General features: G+C 69.2%; 19 protein-coding genes and 1 riboswitch. Of the genes, 17 read left to right on the forward strand and 2 right to left on the reverse strand.

Going from position 1 to position 17,774, the window contains the following annotated elements; all coding sequences use genetic code 11:
• Positions 1-2 precede the first annotated feature (2 nt).
• The gene (locus AB0F51_RS02220; RefSeq protein ID WP_360272721.1) at positions 3-1,205 is read right to left on the reverse strand and encodes a DUF6596 domain-containing protein; all 1,203 of its coding nucleotides are present in this window, start codon (positions 1,203-1,205) and stop codon (positions 3-5) included.
• Positions 1,205-1,573 carry a YciI family protein gene (locus AB0F51_RS02225; protein WP_360272724.1) on the reverse strand — a complete coding sequence of 123 codons (369 nt, stop codon included), beginning with the start codon at positions 1,571-1,573 and terminating at the stop codon, positions 1,205-1,207. Before AB0F51_RS02225 ends, AB0F51_RS02220 begins: the two co-directional genes overlap by 1 nt.
• A gap of 91 nt (positions 1,574-1,664) precedes the next feature.
• On the opposite strand from AB0F51_RS02225, the gene AB0F51_RS02230 reads away from it, so the two are divergent.
• From AB0F51_RS02230 to AB0F51_RS02310, 17 genes are all read left to right on the forward strand, one after another.
• Positions 1,665-2,012, forward strand: coding sequence for a metalloregulator ArsR/SmtB family transcription factor (locus AB0F51_RS02230; protein WP_360272726.1), 348 nt, complete (start codon positions 1,665-1,667; stop codon positions 2,010-2,012).
• Positions 2,009-2,449 (forward strand): SRPBCC domain-containing protein, encoded by a 441-nt coding sequence (locus tag AB0F51_RS02235; protein ID WP_360272729.1) that lies wholly within the window; start codon positions 2,009-2,011, stop codon positions 2,447-2,449. The genes AB0F51_RS02230 and AB0F51_RS02235 overlap by 4 nt, the downstream gene beginning before the upstream one ends.
• Positions 2,450-2,504: 55 nt before the next feature.
• Positions 2,505-3,092, forward strand: a complete 588-nt coding sequence (locus AB0F51_RS02240; protein ID WP_360272732.1) for a TIGR03086 family metal-binding protein — start codon at positions 2,505-2,507, stop codon at positions 3,090-3,092.
• A gap of 234 nt (positions 3,093-3,326) precedes the next feature.
• Positions 3,327-3,923 (forward strand): CDP-alcohol phosphatidyltransferase family protein, encoded by a 597-nt coding sequence (locus tag AB0F51_RS02245; protein WP_360272735.1) that lies wholly within the window; start codon positions 3,327-3,329, stop codon positions 3,921-3,923.
• Between the two features lie 3 nt (positions 3,924-3,926).
• Positions 3,927-4,784 carry a DUF881 domain-containing protein gene (locus AB0F51_RS02250; protein WP_360272737.1) on the forward strand — a complete coding sequence of 286 codons (858 nt, stop codon included), beginning with the start codon at positions 3,927-3,929 and terminating at the stop codon, positions 4,782-4,784.
• On the forward strand, positions 4,781-5,113 hold the full coding sequence (locus AB0F51_RS02255) for a small basic family protein (protein ID WP_270130514.1): 333 nt from the start codon (positions 4,781-4,783) through the stop codon (positions 5,111-5,113). The genes AB0F51_RS02250 and AB0F51_RS02255 overlap by 4 nt, the downstream gene beginning before the upstream one ends.
• A 1-nt stretch (position 5,114) precedes the next feature.
• Positions 5,115-6,263 (forward strand): DUF881 domain-containing protein, encoded by a 1,149-nt coding sequence (locus AB0F51_RS02260; RefSeq protein WP_360272740.1) that lies wholly within the window; start codon positions 5,115-5,117, stop codon positions 6,261-6,263.
• 76 nt (positions 6,264-6,339) lie between these two features.
• On the forward strand, positions 6,340-6,720 hold the full coding sequence (gene gcvH / locus AB0F51_RS02265; protein WP_360272743.1) for a glycine cleavage system protein GcvH: 381 nt from the start codon (positions 6,340-6,342) through the stop codon (positions 6,718-6,720).
• 252 nt (positions 6,721-6,972) lie between these two features.
• Entirely contained in the window at positions 6,973-7,494 is a 522-nt protein-coding gene (locus AB0F51_RS02270) for an FHA domain-containing protein (protein ID WP_360272745.1), read from the forward strand.
• Complete coding sequence (locus AB0F51_RS02275) at positions 7,481-8,215, forward strand: MerR family transcriptional regulator (protein ID WP_360272747.1); 735 nt, start codon at positions 7,481-7,483, stop codon at positions 8,213-8,215. Before AB0F51_RS02270 ends, AB0F51_RS02275 begins: the two co-directional genes overlap by 14 nt.
• Positions 8,216-8,261: 46 nt before the next feature.
• Positions 8,262-8,753, forward strand: coding sequence for a bifunctional nuclease family protein (locus tag AB0F51_RS02280; protein WP_360272750.1), 492 nt, complete (start codon positions 8,262-8,264; stop codon positions 8,751-8,753).
• 273 nt (positions 8,754-9,026) lie between these two features.
• A complete protein-coding gene (locus AB0F51_RS02285) occupies positions 9,027-9,557 on the forward strand; it encodes a MerR family transcriptional regulator (protein ID WP_360274542.1) in 531 nt (176 codons plus the stop codon).
• Positions 9,558-9,578: 21 nt separating this feature from the next.
• Positions 9,579-9,677, forward strand: a riboswitch (glycine riboswitch).
• A 71-nt stretch (positions 9,678-9,748) separates the two neighbouring features.
• Positions 9,749-12,622 carry an aminomethyl-transferring glycine dehydrogenase gene (gcvP, locus tag AB0F51_RS02290; RefSeq protein ID WP_360272753.1) on the forward strand — a complete coding sequence of 958 codons (2,874 nt, stop codon included), beginning with the start codon at positions 9,749-9,751 and terminating at the stop codon, positions 12,620-12,622.
• Positions 12,619-13,917 carry a serine hydrolase domain-containing protein gene (locus tag AB0F51_RS02295; protein ID WP_360272756.1) on the forward strand — a complete coding sequence of 433 codons (1,299 nt, stop codon included), beginning with the start codon at positions 12,619-12,621 and terminating at the stop codon, positions 13,915-13,917. The genes gcvP and AB0F51_RS02295 overlap by 4 nt, the downstream gene beginning before the upstream one ends.
• Before the next feature lie 163 nt (positions 13,918-14,080).
• Complete coding sequence (locus AB0F51_RS02300) at positions 14,081-15,586, forward strand: pyridoxal-dependent decarboxylase (RefSeq protein ID WP_360272758.1); 1,506 nt, start codon at positions 14,081-14,083, stop codon at positions 15,584-15,586.
• Entirely contained in the window at positions 15,583-17,232 is a 1,650-nt protein-coding gene (locus AB0F51_RS02305) for an IucA/IucC family protein (RefSeq protein WP_360272761.1), read from the forward strand. Before AB0F51_RS02300 ends, AB0F51_RS02305 begins: the two co-directional genes overlap by 4 nt.
• Positions 17,232-17,774 (forward strand): GNAT family N-acetyltransferase, encoded by a 543-nt coding sequence (locus AB0F51_RS02310; protein WP_360272764.1) that lies wholly within the window; start codon positions 17,232-17,234, stop codon positions 17,772-17,774. Before AB0F51_RS02305 ends, AB0F51_RS02310 begins: the two co-directional genes overlap by 1 nt.

The raw sequence follows: 17,774 nt of genomic DNA on the forward strand, positions 1-17,774 counted from the left end.
GGCTAGAGCGAATCGGCGCGGGTCGTCAGGTAGCGCTGCTCTGGCGTGCTGAGCGTTAGGCGGGCGGCGCGGCGGTAGGCGTCGCGGGCGGCATCCTTGTCGCCCGCGAGCTCCAGCAGGTGGCCACGGACCGCCTCGACTCGATGGTGGTTCTTCAGCGCCGGATCATCGGCGGCAGCCGACAACCGCTCCAGCCCGTACGCCGGGCCGTGCACCATCGCCGCCGCCACGATCCGGTTCAGACTCACCATCGGGCCGGGCGCGAGCGTCTCCAGGAGTTCGTAGAGCACCAGGATCTGGCGCCAGTCGGTCTCCTCGGCCCGGGCCGCCTGACCGTGCACCGCGGCGATTGCCGCCTGCAACTGATAGGGACCGATCGGTGCCGTCCGCAACGTTGCCTCGATCAACTCGGTGCCCTCAGCAACAAATCCCTGGTTCCACAACGAGCGGTCCTGCTCGGGCAGTGGGATCAGTGCGCCGTCCGGCGAGGTCCGGGCAGGACGGCGGGCGTCGGTGAGCAGCATCAGCGCGAGCAGCCCGGCCACCTCGCCCTCCGAGGGGAGCTGGTCGTGGAGCTGCCGGGTCAGCCGGATCGCCTCGGCACTCAGCTCGACGCGATGCAGGCTCGCACCCGAGCTCGCCGTGTAACCCTCGTTGAAGATCAGGTAGAGCACGTGCAGCACCGCGGTCAGCCGCTCCGGCACCTCTTCAGCCGGTGGCATCCGGAACTCCGCGCCGGCCTTCTTGATCGAGGCCTTGGCCCGGCTGATCCGCTGCCCGACCGTCGACTCCGGTACCAGGAAGGCGCGCGCGATCTCATCGGTGGTGAGCCCGCCGACCGCGCGCAACGTCAGCGCGATCTGCGACGGGGGAGTGAGGGACGGATGGCAGCACAGGAAAAGCAGGGTGAGCGTGTCGTCCACTGCCGGTGCGGCCGCGGGCTCCACGGCTGACAGAGCGACGGACTCCTCGCGCCGCTGCCGGGCCGCCTCGTTCCGCAGGATCTCGATCCGCCGCCGGGAAGCGACGGTGATCAGCCAGCTCCGCGGGTTGTCCGGCACCCCCTCGACGGGCCACTGCTGCGACGCGGCCAGCAACGCTTCCTGTACTGCGTCCTCGCAGGTGTCGAACCCGCCGTACCGGCGTACCAGCGGGCCGATGATCTGCGGCGCCAGTTCGCGCAGCAGCTCCTCGATGGTGGGCATCAGCCGAGTGAGCTCAGGTCCCGGATCGGCCGGACCTCGACGATGCTGAACGGCGCCTCGGGGATCTGCGGGACGATCTCCAGCGCGCGTTCCATGCTCTCGCAGTCGAGCAGGTAGAAGCCGGCCAACTGCTCCTTCACCTCGGCGAACGGGCCGTCGGTCGTGATCGGCCGGCCGCTGTCGAAGCGCACCTGCTTGGTGGCCTCGGGCTCGGCCAGCGAGTGCGACACGACCAGTTCGCCCGCGGAAGTGAGCGCCTCGTTCAGTGCGGTGTAGCCGGTCATCGACTCCCGCTTCTGCTCGTCCGACAGCCCGTCCCAGACCTTGCGGGACTCTGGGTTGCCGTAGATCAGCACCAGGAACTTCACGCGGACTCCCCTCGCCGAAAACCTCAGCCCACCATAGAACGGGGAAGGGCCGGAGTTGATATGTAGGATAAAACCTACCTATACTCGACCCATGGCCCGTCCCACTGTTGTTGCCGATGGCATCGAGGATCGCGTGTTCGCCGCGCTCGCCAGTCCGGTCCGCCGGGAGGTGCTCCGGCTGCTCCGCGACGACGGGCCGCAGCCCGTGCAACAGCTCGCCGACCACTTCGAGATGGCAAGACCGAGCTTCTCCGAGCAGTTGCGCGTACTACGCGACGCCGGGCTGGTCAGCGAGCGCAAGGAGGGCCGGCAACGCATCTACCGGCTGGAGCCGGTCCCGCTGGCCGAAGTACAGGACTGGCTGAGTCCTTACGAACGCTTCTGGCGTGAGCGGATGTCCGAGCTCGGCACGGTACTCGACCGGATGGAGGACGAATGAGCGACCTGGCCACGATCGAGGTCGACACTTACTACCCGCATCCGCCGGCGAAGGTCTGGCGGGCGCTCACCGAGCCCGAGCTGATCGCGCAGTGGCTGATGCCCGGGGACTTCCGGCTGGAGGTCGGGCACCGCTACACGATGGAGGGCCGGGCGACTCCGTCGACCGGGTTCTCCGGGCTGGTCCAGGCCGAGGTGCTCGGCTTCGAACCGGAGAAGGTGCTGCGGATCGGCTGGCGCGACGCGGCCGATCCGGACCGGGTGGACTGGACCCTGACGTGGACGCTCGAGCCGGAAGGTCGAGGCACCCGGCTGTTCCTCTTGCACGAGGGCTTCGACCCCGATGACCCACTCCAGCGCCAGGCCCACACGATCATGAACGGCGGCTGGCGCACCGGCGTACCGGCGGCTCTGGAAAAACTGCTCGCCTCGCTCTGATCCACCAACTACTCCACCAGCACTCCACCACACCTGCAGGAAGGTCTACTTCGTCATGTCCGAAAACGCTGACCGCTTCGCCCGGGTCGCCGGCGGCTTCCTCGACCGGATCGAGGCCGTGCCCGCCGATCGCTGGGACGACCCGACCCCGTGCCCGAACTGGACCGCACGCCAGGTCGTTGCCCACGTCATCAACGAGCAACGCCGCGTGCTGGCCACCGTGCGCGGCACCGAGCCCAAGAGCCTGTACGGCGTACCGGTGACCGAGATGGGTGTGGTGCCCGAGCCGGAGCCCCATGCCGACCTGGCCGCTGCCTGGCGTGAGATCGGCGCTGGACTCGTCGAGGCGATCGACGACCCGGCGTGCGCCGACGCGCAGTTGCCGACGCCGGTCGGGTTCATGCCGTTCGGCGAGATGCTCGGCGCGCTGCCCGAGGACGTGCTGATCCACAGCTGGGACCTGGCCCGGGCGACCGGGGGAGACGAGCGGCTCGATCAGGAGGCGGTCGCGCACGTCTTCGAGAAGTTCAAGCCGATGGACAAGGCGTTGCGGCAACCATGGGCGTTCGGTCCGAAGGTCCCGCCCCCGGCCGGCGCCGACCTGCAGACCGAGTTCCTCTGCTTCGTCGGCCGGCGGCCGTAGTACGGGGGCTTCGGCACCTCTCCAGCTACGAGAAGATCTCGATCGGATCACCTTCGGGTCACCGGTCCGCGGGCGGCGTAGCCCGGTTGTTGTGAATCCGTTCACCTACTCGGGGAAGAACCGGGCCTTCCCCGGTGTGGCCGGGCGAAACCCCGTGGCGGGCCCAAGTACAGTAACGACCGGGAGAGGGGCGCCGCTCGCGGTCGCCCGATTCGGGAGCAGGGGGAGGATCGCGTGCCGGAGTTGGAAGTGTCCGACCGGGTGCTGACGATCCCGAACGCGCTCAGCTTCATCCGGCTGCTCGGCGTACCGCTCTTCCTGTGGCTGATCCTCGGTCCGGAGGAGGACGGCTGGGCGCTGGTCGTGCTGATGATCTCCGGCTTCACCGACTGGGCCGACGGCCAGATCGCCCGCCGGATGAACCAGACGACGCGGCTCGGCCAGATGCTCGACCCGGTCGCCGACCGGCTCTACATCTTCGCCACCGTGCTCGGCCTCGCGCTGCGCGACATCATCCCGTGGTGGCTGGCGATCGCGCTGCCGTTGCGGGACCTGCTGCTCACCTTCACCCTGCCGGCGCTGCACCGTCGCGGGTTCAACGCGCTGCCGGTGCACTTCCTCGGCAAGTCCGCGACCTTCTGCCTGCTGTACGCCTTCCCGCTGCTCCTGCTCGGCGACGGCGACAGCACGCTGAACATGCTTGCCCGTGTCTTCGGCTGGGCCTTCGCGATCTGGGGGACCGCTCTGTACTACTGGGCCGGCGCCCTGTACTTCACTCAGTTGCGTCACCTGATCCAGACCGTGAAGCCGATCAAGGACCCGGCGGGTTAACTCGTGACCCAGTCTCCACCCGGATCACCACCCAGCCAGGCTCCACCCGGGCAGCGCCGCGTCGACGCGTCCATGTCGCTGCTGAACAACCTGATGGCCCACCCGCTGGACGAGGGGTACGCCGTGGCGGCCCGCTCGCGGCGTCCCCAAGGGCACAAGCCCAAGAGGTCGCACCGGATCATCCTGGTCATCGCGCTGCTCTTCCTGGGATTCCTGCTGGCCGTCGCCGCGTCGCAGAACTACCGCAGCGCGCCCGAGGCCGAGAAGCAGCGGAAAGAGCTGATCGCCCGGATCAACCAGGCCGACGGCCGGTTGAACGACCTGCGCGGCCGGCAGACCAAGCTGGCCGACGAGGTCCGGGGCCTGCAGGCCGGTGGGCTGAGCAACACCAGCGAGGGCGCCGCGCTGCAGCAGAAGCTGGACGACCTCGAACTGCAGACCGGTGCCGTCGCGGCGACCGGTCCGGGACTGAAGGCGGTCGTCGACGACGCCAAGGACTCCGACGACAAGCAGGGCCGGCTCCTCGACGTCGACCTGCAGCAACTCGTCAACGGGTTGTGGACCTCGGGTGCCGAGGCGATCTCGGTGAACGGTCACCGGCTCACGTCGCTGACCGCGATCCGGGGTGCGGGCACTGCCATCACGGTCGACTACAGTTCTTTGACCCCGCCGTACACCGTGCTCGCGATCGGGGACACCGCGACCATGCCGGCCCGGTTCGCGCAGAGCTCGGGTGGCCAGTGGGTGCAGTACCTGGTCAGCAATTTCCAGATCCGGATGACCATCACGACGGAGGATTCCTTGCTGGTGCCGGCCGATTCCACCATCGCGCTGCGGTACGCGAAGGTGGGTCCGAGATGATCGCCGTCCTCGGCCTGGTGATCGGCGTCGTCGTCGGTCTGCTGGTCGCTCCCGACGTCCCCGACTGGGCCCAGCCCTACCTGCCGATCGCGGTGGTCGCGGCGCTGGACGCCGTCTTCGGCGCGCTGCGCGCGTTCCTGGACGGCATCTTCGACGACAAGGTGTTCGTCGTCTCGTTCGTCTCCAACGTGCTGATCGCGGCGCTGATCGTCTACCTGGGCGACCAGCTCGGCGTCGGCTCCCAGCTGTCGACCGGCGTGGTGGTCGTGCTCGGCATCCGCATCTTCACCAACATGGCGGCCATCCGCCGCCACGTCTTCAGGGCCTGACATGAGCACCGACGATCCCACCCCGCCCCCCGAGCAACCGGCCGAGCCCAAACCCGCCGCGCCGGACAAGCAGGCTGAGCCGAAGCCCGCGGCAGCCGAGCAGCCGGCCGAGCCGAGGCCTGCCGCAGCCGAGCAACCGGCCGAGCCGAAGCCCGCCGCAGCTGAGCAGCCGACCGAGCCCAAGCCTGCCGTGCCGGACAAGGCGGCCGAGGCGAAGCCCGCAGTACCGGAGCCGGCCGAGCCGAAGTCGCCTGCACACGAGCAGCAGCCCGTCACGCCCGAGGCCGTCGTACCGGACAAGCCGGCTGAGCCGAAGGCCGCAGTACCGGACAAGCCGGCTGAGGCGAAGCCTGTTGCGGTCGAGCCCGTGGAGCAGGAGGCGCCGGTCAAGCCGACGCCGATGCCCAAGCCGAAGACGCCGAACCTGGCCCTGCGACGCCTGCGCGCCGGTTTCAAGCCGTCGCGCGGTCAGGCGATCGTGGCCGTCGTGCTCGCGCTGGTCGCCTGTATGGCGGTCGTGCAGGTCCGGGTGAACCGGGCCGACGACGGCTACCAGAACGCCCGGCGAGAAGACCTGATCGCGATCCTCGACGGCCTGGGCCAGAACACCCGGCGGCTGGAGACCGAGATCACCGAGCTCGAGGCGCGCAAGAACACGCTGACCTCCAGCGCGGACAAGGCGCAGACCGCCCGCGAACAGGCTGAGCAGCAGGTGCGCGTGCTCGGCATCCTGGCCGGTACGCTGCCTGCCCAGGGCCCCGGCGTCCGGATCACCCTGAACGACCCGAACACCAAGATGCAGTCCAGCAACCTGCTGGACGCGATCGAGGAACTGCGCGACGCGGGCGCCGAGGCGATCCAGATCAACGGGCAGGTCCGGGTGGTGGCCAGTACCGATCTGGTCGACGACCCGCCCGGGGTGAAGATCGACGGTGAGAAGGTGCAGTCGCCGTACGTGATCGAGGCGATCGGGGAGTCGCACAACCTGGCCGAGGCGGCCAACTTCCCCGGTGGGCTGGTCAGTGAGGTGACCGGTCCGCAGATCGGCGGCACGGCGGAGGTGACCGAGCTGCCGCAGGTCCAGATCACTGCCTTGCACGTCCCGGAGGAGCATCGCTACGCTCGCCCGGCGCCCAGCCCGACCAAGTAGCCGGACCAGTACCGCAGTACCGCAGTACCGCGCATTTCCCTCAGCTGCAGTTCCCTTTGAGTGATGGAGGACCGAGGTGTACCCCGAAGACCTGAAGTACACGGCCGAGCACGAGTGGGTGAAGGCCGGCGAGGGCCCGGTGCGGGTCGGTATCACCGACTTCGCGCAGGACGCGCTCGGCGACATCGTGTACGTGCAGCTGCCGGAGGTCGGGACCGCGGTCCGGGCCGGCGACTCCTGCGGTGAGCTCGAGTCCACCAAGAGCGTCAGCGACCTGTTCGCGCCGCTCAACGGCACCGTGCGCGCCGTCAACGAGGCGCTCGCCGACCAGCCCGACCTGGTCAACACCGACCCGTACGGCGAGGGCTGGCTGCTCGACATCGAGGTGGACGACGACGAGGAGATCGAGGCGCTGATGGACGCCGAGACCTACAAGGGACAGCTCGAGCAGAGCTGACCACCCGCAAGAGCCCCGCGCCGACTTCGGCCGCGGGGCCGAGCGCCCTGTGTCCGAAGTTCTGTGGCGCTTGCGGCGCCCAGGCACGCACCTGAACACCGCAATCACTCACACAACTTCGAACACAGGGCGCTAGCTGGTAGGTTCGTCAGACCTCAACTGCCGGTCGAGGGTTGGGGTCGCAGTCCACACTTGTCATACGGGGCCAACTGAGAACGTCGCCGGACCGCCGGCGATCGGGAGGATCACAGCATGCCGTTCTGCAACCAGTGCGGGCACGAGAACTCCGAGGGCAGCAGGTTCTGCTCGCAGTGCGGAACGATGCTCCCTGGCGCGGACCGTCCGGTGGCCGCCCCCGGCGTGACCGACACCGCGATGCTCACACCGATCAGCGTCGAGCCGGAGACCGAGCGGTTCGACTCCGGCGAGCAGCTGTCCGCCGAGGACGAGGCCGCCGTCGGCGCGCTGCCGTCCGGGTCGGCGCTGCTGATCGTCCAGCGCGGCCCGAACGCGGGCAGCCGGTTCCTGCTGGACGTCGACGTGGTCACGGCCGGCCGGCACCCCGACAGCGACATCTTCCTGGACGACGTCACCGTGTCCCGCCGGCACGCGGAGTTCCGCCGCGACGCCTCCGGTGTCAAGGTCCGCGACGTGGGCAGCCTGAACGGCACCTACGTCAACCGGGACCGGATCGACGAGCTGCACCTGTCGAACGGCGACGAGGTGCAGATCGGCAAGTACCGCCTGGTCTACTACGCCAGTGGTCAAGCCTGACCCAGCGGTCGGAGACTCCGGCGAGCGCGCCGGGGTCGGGGCCGAGGCGAACGCCGTAGGGAGCCACAGCATCGGTGAGGTGCTGCGGCTCCTGCAGACCGAGTTCGCCGACGTGACGATCTCCAAGATCCGCTTCCTCGAGGCGGAGGGGCTGGTGACCCCGGCCCGAACGGCGTCGGGGTACCGCAAGTTCAGCGCGGCCGACATCGAGCGGCTGCGCTATGTGCTGACGGCGCAGCGGGATCAGTACCTGCCGCTGAAGGTGATCAAAGAGCACCTGAGTGCGATGGACCGGGGACTGCGGCCGCCTGCCGCCGGTGGCCGGCCCGCGGCGCCGGAACAGTTGCCTCAGCCCGCTGGTCTGCCCGATGCCGAGGACTTCTCGACGTACGGGACCGAGCTGAAGCTGACCCGCGACGAGTTGCGCGAAGCGGCGGGCATCACCGCCGAGCTGCTCGAACAACTGGAGAGCCACAACCTCGTGGTGGCCCGCGGCAACCATTACGACGGCGACGCGATCCTGATCGCCAAGGCAGCGGCCGAGTTCGCGCAGTACGGCGTGGAGCCGCGCCACCTGCGACCGTTCCGGGCGGCGGCCGATCGTGAGGTGGGCCTGATCGAGCAGGTGGTCCAGCCACGGCGCGAGGACAAGACACTGGAGCTCGCGGCGCTCGCGGTTCGGTTGCACGCGGCACTGGTCCGCTCCCGCCTCACCCGCTGACCCCGGTGGGGCAGCCCCGGCCTGGTGTGCAGAGTAGGCTGGACGTGTGCGCGAAGTCGACGTGGTCGGAGTCCGGGTTGAGATGCCCTCGAGTCAGCCGATCGTGCTGCTCCGGGAGGTCGGCGGCGAGCGGTACCTGCCGATCTGGATCGGTGCGGCCGAAGCGAGCGCGATCGCTTTCGCCCAGCAGGGGATGGAGCCACCCCGGCCGCTGACCCACGACCTGTTCGCCGAGACCATCCGGGTGCTCGGCCACACGCTGAGCCAGGTCCGGATCGTCAACCTGACCGACGGCGTCTTCGAGGCGATCCTGGTCTTCGACGACAAGACCGAGATCTCTGCCCGCCCGTCCGACTCGATCGCGCTGGCGCTGCGGACCGGCACCCCTGTCTTCTGCACCGAGGAGATCCTGGCCGAGGCCGGTATCCCGGTCCCGGAGAGCGAGAACGAGGACGAGGAGGTGGTCGAGGAGGAAGAGGTCGAACGCTTCCGCGAGTTCCTCGACCAGGTCACCCCCGAGGACTTCGACAAGAGCTGACCCGATTTGAACCTGCCTGGTACAAGGCCGGACAGGTAACGATTCGTGCCGGTGGCGCGACACGCCTCCGGCTCGGGGCGGTTGTCGTTGACCGGGCCTGGGTGGCGGCTTACCTTGAAGGAGTTGTGGGGTGTTGTAACTCCACGGATGTGATCCGTTCCAGTCGGTACCCAGGGAGGCTCAGGCGTGACACGCACCGGCGACACTGATCTGACGGCGCAGTCGACGTCCGAAGCACACGCCGAGGCGGCCGCCAGCGCCGGCGTCCAGGGTTTGCTGTTCGACGACGACCTGTCGCCGATGCCCGACGACGTCGGTTTCCGCGGCCCGACCGCGTGCGCCGCGGCGGGGATCACCTACCGCCAGCTGGACTACTGGGCCAGGACCGGACTGGTTTCGCCGTCCGTGCGTCCGGCCACCGGTTCCGGCACCCAGCGGCTCTACGGTTTCCGCGACGTGCTGTTGCTCAAAGTGATCAAGCGGCTGCTCGACGCGGGCATCTCGCTGCAGCAGATCCGCAGTGCCATCGCCCACCTGAGCAAGCGTGGCATCGATGACCTGACCCAGATCACGCTGATGAGCGACGGCGCCTCGGTCTACATGTGCACCTCGCCGGACGAGGTGATCGATCTGCTGGCCGGCGGCCAGGGGGTCTTCGGGATCGCGCTCGGCGGCGTCTGGCGGGAGGTCGAGGGCTCGCTGTCGGAGCTGCCGACCGAGCGGCTCGACGCGCACGGCGAGACCGACCAGGCGCACGCGAACGACGAGCTGGCTGCCCGTCGCCGCGCCCGGATGACCGGCTGAGGTACGCTCGACCACAGCCGTACACAGCACTCGGGAGAGTCCCAGCAAAGTTGTCTGGCTGGGCGCCGAAGGGGCAATTCCTCCCCGGAACCTCTCAGGCCCATGGACCGAGTGCCTTAGGCGACTCTGAAGCGTGCGCTGCGTGACAGAGGGGGAGGCCACCGGCAATTGTCAGCATCGGAGCCTCTTCAATGACTGCGTCAGATTCCTCCTTCACCCCCACGCCCCAGTCGCCGGTCTCGGCGGTGTTCGCCGACCGGCACATCGGCCCGCGCCCGGACGAGGTCGCCCGGATGGTGCAGACCCTCGGGTACGCCGATGTCGACGCGCTGGTGGATGCCGCCGTACCGGCCTCGATCCGCTCGACCGAGCCGCTCCGGCTGCCCGAGCCGGCCTCCGAGGTCGACGCGCTCACCGAGCTGCGCCAGCTCGCCGCGCGCAACACCGTCGCCACCTCGATGATCGGTCAGGGGTACTACGGCACGTTCACCCCGTCGGTGATCGTCCGCCGCCTGGTCGAGAACCCGGCCTGGTACACGGCCTACACGCCGTACCAGCCGGAGATCTCCCAGGGTCGCCTCGAAGCGCTGCTCAACTTCCAGACCGTGGTGTCGGACCTGACCGGCTTGCCGACCGCGAACGCGTCGCTGCTCGACGAGGGCACCGCGGCCGCTGAGGCGATGACCCTGGCGCACCGCTCGAACCGCAAGAGCAAGAGCAACCGCTTCCTGGTCGACGCCGACTGCTTCGCGCAGACCATCGCCGTGGTCGAGACCCGGGCCGAGGCGCTCGGTATCGAGGTCGTCGTTGCCGACACGACCGACGGGCTGCCCGAGGGCGACTTCTTCGGCTTCCTCGTCCAGTACCCCGGGTCCGGTGGTGTCGTCCGCGACCTGAAGCCGCTGATCGCCGCGGCCCACGAGCGCGAGACCCTCGTCGCCGTCGCCTCCGACCTGCTCGCCCTGACGCTGCTCGAGGCGCCGGGTGAGGCCGGGGCCGACATCGTCATCGGCTCGTCCCAGCGCTTCGGTGTCCCGCTGTTCTACGGCGGCCCGCACGCGGGGTTCATGTCCGTGCGTTCCGGTCTCGAGCGCTCGCTGCCGGGCCGGCTGGTGGGCGTCTCGGTCGACGCGGACGGCGCACCGGCGTACCGGCTGGCGTTGCAGACTCGCGAGCAGCACATCCGCCGCGAGAAGGCGACCTCCAACATCTGTACTGCGCAGGTGCTGCTGGCCGTCGTCGCCTCGATGTACGCCGTCTACCACGGCCCCGACGGGTTGAAGGCGATCGCCGACCGTGTGCACCGCAACGCGGACAGCCTCGCCGCGTCCCTCAAGGCCGGTGGCGTCGAGGTCGTGCACGAGCAGTTCTTCGACACCGTGCTCGCTCGCGTGCCCGGCCGGGCGGCCGACGTGGTGGACAACGCCCGCCAGAACGGCATCTGGCTACGGCTCGTCGACGCGGACCATGTCGGTATCTCCTGCGACGAGAAGACCGACGCCACCGCGCTCGGCCGGGTCTGCCGCGCCTTCGGAGTCACGTACGACGCAACCTTCGGCGGCGGCAGCCTGCCCGAGACGGTCCTCAGGACGTCGGAGTACCTGACGCACCCCGTCTTCAACACGCACCGGTCCGAAACGGCGATGCTGCGTTACCTGCGCAAGCTGTCGGACTACGACTACGCGCTCGACCGCGGCATGATCCCGCTCGGCTCCTGCACGATGAAGCTGAACGCGACCACCGAGATGGAGGCGGTCACCTGGCCGGAGTTCGCCGACATGCACCCGCTGGCGCCGATCGAGGACGCCGCCGGGTACGTGAAGCTGATCGGCCAGCTGGAGCGCTGGCTGGCCGAGGTGACCGGCTATGCGAAGGTCTCGATCCAGCCGAACGCGGGCTCGCAGGGTGAACTCGCCGGTCTGCTCGCGATCCGCGGCTACCACCGGGCCCAGGGGAACGAAGACCGCAACGTCTGCCTGATCCCGGCGAGCGCGCACGGCACCAACGCCGCCTCCGCGGTGATGGCCGGGATGAAGGTTGTCGTTGTCAAGGGCAACGACGACGGCACGATCGACCTGGACGACCTGCGGGCCAAGGCCGACGAGCACGCCGAGAAGCTCGCGGCCATCATGATCACCTACCCGTCCACGCACGGCGTGTACGAGGAGAGCGTCACCGAGGTCTGCCAGATCGTGCACGACCACGGCGGCCAGGTGTACGTCGACGGCGCGAACCTGAACGCGCTGCTCGGCCTGGCCAAGCCCGGTGAGTTCGGCGGCGACGTGAGCCACCTGAACCTGCACAAGACGTTCTGCATCCCGCACGGTGGCGGTGGGCCGGGTGTCGGCCCGGTCGCGGTCGCCGAGCACCTGGCGCCGTACCTGCCGAACCACCCGCTGCTCGACCAGGCCGGTCCCGAGTCGGGTGTCGGCCCGATCAGCGCGGCGCCGTTCGGGTCGGCCGGCGTGCTGGCCATCTCCTGGGCCTACATCCGGATGATGGGCGCCGAAGGGCTGACCTCGGCGACGAAGGCCGCCGTACTGACCGCGAACTACGTGGCCAAGCGGCTCGAGGGCGTGTTCCCGGTGCTCTACACCGGCGAGAACGGGCTGGTCGCGCACGAGTGCATCCTGGATCTGCGGCCGATGACCAAGGAGACCGGGATCACCGTCGACGACGTCGCGAAGCGGCTGATCGACTACGGCTTCCACGCGCCGACGATGTCGTTCCCGGTCGCGGGCACGCTGATGGTCGAGCCGACCGAGTCCGAGGACCTGGGTGAGCTGGACCGGTTCTGCGACGCGATGATCGCGATCCGGCACGAGGTCGACCGGGTCGCGGCGGGGGAGTGGCCGGCCGGCGACAACCCGTTGGTGAACGCGCCGCACACCGCGTCGTCGGTGATCAACGACAAGTGGGAGCACGCGTACACCCGCGAAGAGGCCGCGTTCCCGCAGTCGGTCGACCGCACCACGAAGTACTGGCCGCCGGTCCGCCGGATCGACGGCGCCTACGGCGACCGCAACCTGATCTGCTCCTGCCCTTCCCCGGAGGCCTTTGAGTGACGCTTCGCCCTGACACTGCCGCGGCCCTGTACGCCGAGGTCGCGGCAGCCCAGAGTGAGTGGCGGTTGCCCTCGATCAACGCCGGTGTGCTGCAGGACGGCGCACTGGTGTGGACCGGGTCGCGCGGTCAGTTCGCGGATGGGCAAGGGCTGGCACCCGGGCCGGACGTGCAGTACCGGATCGGGTCGATCACGAAGACGATGACCGCGGTACTGATCATGCAGTGCCGCGACGACGGCTTGCTCGCGCTGAACGATGCCGTGGGCAAGCATCTTCCGGGGGTGGCGTTCGGCGACCTGACCGTCCGGCAACTGCTGGCGCACTCGGGCGGGATGAACGCGGAGCCCGAAGGCCCTTGGTGGGAACGCAATCCGGGCGTCTCGTTCGAGGAGCTCACCAAGGCGATGGACGAGTCGCAGGCAGCCGGCAAACCCGACCGGCGGCACCACTACTCGAACCTCGGCTACGCGTTGCTCGGTGAGATCGTCGCTCGGTTGCGCGGCGCCTCCTGGATGGAGCTGGTGGCGTCGAGGATCCTCGACCCGCTGGAGATGCGCCGTACGACGTACTTCCCGGTGGCGCCCGCCGCGCAGGGGTTCTCGGTGCATCCGTTCAGTGGGCGGCTCGAGCAGGAGCCCGCGTACGACTCCGGGGCGATGGCTCCGGCCGGGCAGTTGTGGAGCACGATCGAGGACCTGGCGAAGTACGCCGCGTTCTGGATAGATCCGGGGTACGAGATCCTCAACCGGGACACCATCGACGAGATGGCCGCTCCGGTGGCTGCCGATCCACGCGAGGCGCTGACCGCGTCGTACGGGCTGGGGTTGCGGCTGCATGCCGACGACCCGCACCTGTTCGTCGGGCACACCGGGTCGATGCCTGGCTTCTTGGCCGGGTTGTTCGTCGACCGCGTCCGGCGGATCGGGGCGGTGACGTTGGGCAATGCGACGTACGGGAAGTGTGCGTCGGTGCCGCTCGACCTGATGCGCACGCTGGCGTCGTACGAGCCGCCGTTGCCGCCTGAGTGGCTGCCCGAGCCGGAGCTCGCGCAGGGCGAGGAACTGCTCGGGCATTGGTACTGGGGCAACACTCCGCTGACGATGTCCGTCGCCGGCGGCATCCTGCAGCTGTCCGGTGCGATGTCCTGCCGTTTCTCGCCGCTCGGCCCTGATCTCTATCGCGGCCGGGACGGCTATTTCGCCGGCGAGAAGCTTCGCGTCGTCCGCGACGGCGACGCCATCACGCAGCTCACTGTGGCGACTTTCACGCTGACCCGTACCCCTTACGGTCGCTGAGTCGTTCTCCAACCACCGCCGCTCCGGCAGGTCCGGGGCGGCGGCTGTCGTTGTGTCGCATCACGCACAGCACCCCGGTTGACACCCACAGCTCCGAGGTTAGTAAGTTAGGGCCACCTAAGTAAGGGCTGCCTTACTCAACAACTTTCCCAGGAGAAGCTGGATGCCGTCCGTCGACGCATTGCACAGCCCGATCGATCGCGACCCGGGGGTGGAGGGCCGGCGCCGCTGGCCCTTGGCCTCGGCAGTGAGCGACCGTCACCGCGGCCCACTGCCGGCTGGTACGCCGGCCACCGTGTTGCGGCGTACGGCGGATTTGCTGGGCGCGCCGCGAGTCCCGTCGACCGGTGTCGGCGAGTCGGCCGCGCTGGACCTCATCGCCGGCCTGCTCGACCAGGACGGGATCGACCTCAGCCACCCGCATGCGGCAGCCCACCTGCAGCCGCCGGTGCTCCAGGTCGCCGTTGACGCCGATGCGCTGGCGTCCGCGAGCAACGCGTCGATGGACACCTACGACTCCGGTCCAGCGACGCTCGCGATCGAGCAGTGGGTGGTCCAGGCACTGGCCGGCATGGCCGGGTTCGGTCCCACCGCTGACGGCGTGCTCACGCCCGGCGGCTCGATCTCCAACCTGCTCGCGCTGCTGATCGCCCGCGACAGCGCGGCCGCGGCCGTCGGCATCGACGTACGGGCCGACGGCCTGCACGGTCTGGAGAAGCCGGTCGTGTTCTGCTCCGAGTTCGCGCACTTCTCGGTCCAGCGCGCCTGTGCTGCGCTCGGCCTCGGCGAGGACGCCGCCATCTCGATCCAGGGCGACGCGGACTTCCGGATGCGCCCCGACATCCTGGCCGACGAGCTCGACAAGCCCGGCCGGACGCCGGTCGCCGTGGTCGCCACCGCCGGTACGACGGACTACGGCTCGATCGACCCGATCGCGGACATCGCCGCCTTGGCGCGTGAACGCGGCGTCTGGCTGCACGTGGACGCGGCGTACGGGTTCGGCGCGTTGTTCTCCGACCGGCTCGCGCCGCTGCTGGCCGAGTTGCCGGCCGCCGACTCGGTGACGCTCGACCTGCACAAGATCGGCTGGCAGCCCGCGGCGACGAGCATGCTGCTGGTCGCGGACCGGGACCGGTTCGCCGCGCTGGGCCGCTCGGTCGACTACCTCAACCCGTCCGATGACATCGATTCCGGACTGGACGGACTGCTCGGCCGCAGCCTGCAGACCACCCGCCGGCCGGACGCTGTGAAAGTCGCCACCACGCTGACGGCATACGGCCGGAGCGGACTGGGCAGGATGCTCGACACCTGTCACGAGCTCGCGCACACCGCCGCGGCCAGAATCGTTGCCGACAGCAACCTCGAGTTGCTGGCGCCGGTGACGCTGACCACGGTGCTGTTCCGGGTCGCGGGACCGGGACTGGCGGCGGACGGGCTGACAGCGGGTCAGCTCGATGCCGTCCAGGGTGAGGTCCGGCGCCGGTTGCTGACGTCGGGGCGGGTGCTGATCGGCCGGACCAGGATCCCGGCCCGCGGTGGCCGGCCGGCGGCGGTGGCGTTGAAGTTGACGCTGCTCAACCCGAACGCCACCGCGACGGACATCGGAGAACTGCTCGACCAGGTTGTGGCCACCGGCCACGACGTTCTGTCTTGCGAGGGAGCAGCGTGAGCTCACCAGTCGAAGTTGCAGTCGAAGCCCACCTGAACGCGATCCTGCGGTGCTACACCAGGGAGACCTCAGTCCCGGTCACCGCCGATCCGCTGACGCTGCAGGTCGGTGACGAGACGGTGACGGCCACCGTGCTGCACGCGTCGCGGACGGGGCTGCACCAGTTCACCGATGTCCGCGTCGACGGCTTGCCGGCGAGCCCGGAGCAACTCGTGCGATTGCTGTCCGTGGACGCGGACCCCGCCGAGATCGACGACCTGGCCAGGCGGACGGCGGAGTCGGTCCGCAACGTGGCGACCTTCGTGGCCGAGCCGGTGGAGTACGGCCCCGGCCGCTTCCTCGAGGCCGAGCAGGCGTTGCTGTACGGCCACCTGAACCACCCGGCTCCGAAGAGCCGGGACGGACTGAGCGGTGCCGAGCTGGCGGAGTACTCGCCGGAGCTCGGTGGTCGTTTCGCGGTGCACTGGTTCGCTGTGGACGCCGAGCTGGTGTCGTCGGACCAGGTGGCCGGCGCGCCATCACTGCAGGGACTGGACGCCTTGCAGCTGATGGCCGCGCTGGCCGGTATCACTCCGCCTGAGGGGCGGGTCCTGGTGCCCGCGCATCCGTGGCAGGCCGCGGATGTGGTCAAGCGCCCACGGGTCGCCGCACTGATCGCTGAAGGCCGGATGGAGCCACTAGGCCCGCTGGGCGCGCAGTGGTACCCGACCTCGAGCCTGCGCACGGTCTACCACCCGGACCTGCCCGTGATGCTGAAACTCTCACTGGGACTGCGCATCACGAACTCCCGGCGCGAGTCGACGCCGACCGAGCTGCGCCGAGGTCTGGAGATCAACCGCCTCCTGGATGCCGCTTACGACGCCGGTACTGCGACCGCGCATCCGCGGTTCTCCATCGTGCGCGACCCGGCCTGGATCGCGTTGGACGAGGGTGGCCCGCAGTTGACCGGGCTGGACGTCGCCGTGCGCGAAGTACCGGCTGGCATTGACGACTACGCGTGTCTGGCCGGGCTGGTGGCGCCGCGGCCGGGCGAGTTCAGCCGTCTAGGCGCTGCAGTCGCTGGGCATGGCGATGGCGGTGCAGAGGCGTGGGTGGCGTCGTACGTGGACGAGGTACTCGTACCGATGCTCCACCTGTACGCCGAGACGGGCATCGGGCTGGAGGCTCACCAGCAGAACACCCTGGTCCGCCTGGACGACGCAGGGCGGGTTGCAGGTGGGGCCTACCGGGACAACCAGGGCTACTACCTCGCTTCGTCGTACCTAAAGGGTCTGCTGGAGGTGACCGGCCTGCGCGACTCGACGCTGGCTGTGGTGGAAGACGCCATCGTGGACGACCGGCTGACCTACTACATGCTCCACAACCAGGCGCTTGCCGTAGTGGGCTCGCTGGCCGTGGACGGGCTCGCGGACGAGGACAAGCTGCTCGGTGTGGTCCGCGACCGGCTGTCGGAGGCACTGCCGTCACTGAAGGCTGCCGGGCCGGACGGGGATCGTCTGGCGCAGCGCTGGCTCTCTGCGGACCAGCTGCCCTGCAAGGCGAACATGATGACCAGGCTGCGCGGCATCGACGAGGTAGTGGCGCCCCTGGACGCGCAGTCGGTCTACCTGGAGGTGCCTAACCCCCTTCGCTTGGACGCGCAGTGATGTGTGATGTCGCGCCGTTGTTGCACCTGGACAACGGCTTCGACCTCCGGCCTGCAACAGCAGCAGACGCCTCGACCGTCGCCGGGTGGATGGCCCAGCCGCACATCGAGAAGTGGTGGGAGCAGCACTGGTCGGTGGAGCGCTGGACGGAGGAGATCGAGAGCCAGGCCGCGGGTGAGCATTCCATCCCCTGCCTGACCTCGATCGATGGCGACCCTCTTGGTTACGTCGAGCTGTACCGGGTGCGGCACGACCGGCTGGCGGAGTACTACGACTGGCAGGAGCACGACTGGGGTCTGCACGTGGCGATCGGCGACCCGGGCCGGCTGGGCAAGGGACTGGGTCGCAGACTGCTGCGTTCGCTGGCCGACGCATTGTTCCGGGCCGATCCCCGGTGCACGCGAGTGGTCGCTGAGCCGGACATCACCAATGTCGGCTCGGTCCGCGCCTTCGGAGCCGCCGGCTTCGTCCCCCAGGGGGAGCTACAGCTCCCCGAGAAGACAGCACTACTGATGATGCGCACCCGCGCTGTGGAGGCCTGA

This window comes from Kribbella sp. NPDC023855 (assembly GCF_040639475.1).
Lineage (GTDB): Bacteria > Actinomycetota > Actinomycetes > Propionibacteriales > Kribbellaceae > Kribbella.